Annotated in this window: 1 protein-coding gene and 1 pseudogene; both read right to left on the reverse strand. The window is 67.6% G+C overall.

The features are described from left to right. A pseudogene (locus AUC47_RS09730) lies at positions 1-716 on the reverse strand (HTTM domain-containing protein); the annotation flags it as partial. A 224-nt stretch (positions 717-940) separates the two neighbouring features. Further along, on the reverse strand, positions 941-1,523 hold a 583-nt coding region (locus AUC47_RS09735), incomplete at its 5' end, for a DUF5819 family protein (RefSeq protein ID WP_096715025.1).

Consider the following 1,523-nt stretch of genomic DNA (forward strand, 5'->3'; position numbering starts at 1 on the left):
CCCCAGGTCGTCACGAGATCGCTCAGCACCGGCCAGGTGCCGAACCGGGCGGTCTGCAGCGGGTTGTAGACCGCGTACCCCTCTTTCCACGGATCGCCGCCGGCTTTGAACAGCGCACCGGAGGCGTACACGAAGCACACCTGCGCGGTGAGCGCCACCAGAGCGAGGTTGTGGAAGACCGTGCCCAGCAGCGCCGGCTGGCTGCCCGGCGGGAACCACTCCCCGCTCTTCGCACGACGCCGCGCATCGAGCGACCACCGCGCCGCGGGGTCCGCGAAGAACAGCAGCAGCAGCGCGATGCGGAACATGTTGTCGCCCTGGTCGCCGACCATGTCGTTGGCCTCGATGAATCCGACCCACAGGCAGAAGAAGACCGGCAGCACGATGCGGAAGCGCCAGCCGAGCACGAACAGCACGGCGAGCACACCGAGGAGGAGGTACAGCGCCGTGTAGAGCACGTCGTTGCCCATCGCCGCGTGGAAGGTACTGAAGACCCAGATCGTCGGGAAGTCGCTGACCGGCTCGGCGAGCTCGCCGTTCCACGCCGAGCCGGATCCGAACGTGTAGAGACGGGTGCTGAAGTTCGAGGCGAGGAGTCCGATGGCGGTGACCCCGAAGAGGATGCGGGTGACCGCCAGCCCGTACAGGGCCTTCTTGCCGTGGAAGAGCCAGTCGCCGACGAACGCCGAGATGCGATCGATCGCCGACACGACCATGGCCCAGAAGCCCGCGACCATCGACGACGCGAACGTCAGCACCCGCACCGGGAACGAGACCTGCGTCTCCCCTGATCGGGGGCCGGGCGTGGACGACGGAGCGGACGACGGCGCGGGTGCCGGCGCGGGTGCTGGCGAAGGCTTCGATCTTGCCGGCGACTCGACGGGCCCGGGAGCGGTGGTCGTCGCAGCGGGCCGCCGTCCACGGGTCTTCGCGGGGGCGCTCACTTCTGCGTCCTCTCGAACTGCGCGCGGAAGGTGTTCGCGAAGTTCTCGCGACTCTGCCCTTCCTCTTCTATAGGGAGACGCCATCCGGTCGTCGAGAAGGTGGGATCGGGACGCTGCGCCCCGGGATCGTTCCGCTCGGCGTAGGGCACGACGTTCTGCCTGCTCACGCGATACTGCACCTCGATGACGGCATCCGCTCCCCAGATCGCGTAGGCGACCTGCGTGGCGTACGCGGTCGACAGGTGCTCCTCGGCCATGTACGCGGCGGTCGACGGGTTGTCACCCTCGAGCTCGTCGAAGGAGCGCACCATCCACTCCTCCCACCCGTCCTCCGTGTAGTCGAGGGCCACGACCGCCTGCTGCTGCTCGTTCAGCTTGTTGTAGGCGTTCATCTGACCACTGGCGACCTCGCTCGACTGGATGCCCGCCCGCGGAGGGAAGAGGTTGTACCGGATCATCGACAGCTCCACGTCCGTCGCACTGACCCACCCGGTCTCGATCTGCTCGCCGTCCTTCTCGATGACGGCGCGCACGTTGAAGTGATAGTCGCCGTTGATGGGCTCCGGGGCGAAGACGCTC

The sequence above is a fragment of the Microbacterium sp. SZ1 genome (genome assembly GCF_002362255.1).
Classification (GTDB): domain Bacteria; phylum Actinomycetota; class Actinomycetes; order Actinomycetales; family Microbacteriaceae; genus Microbacterium.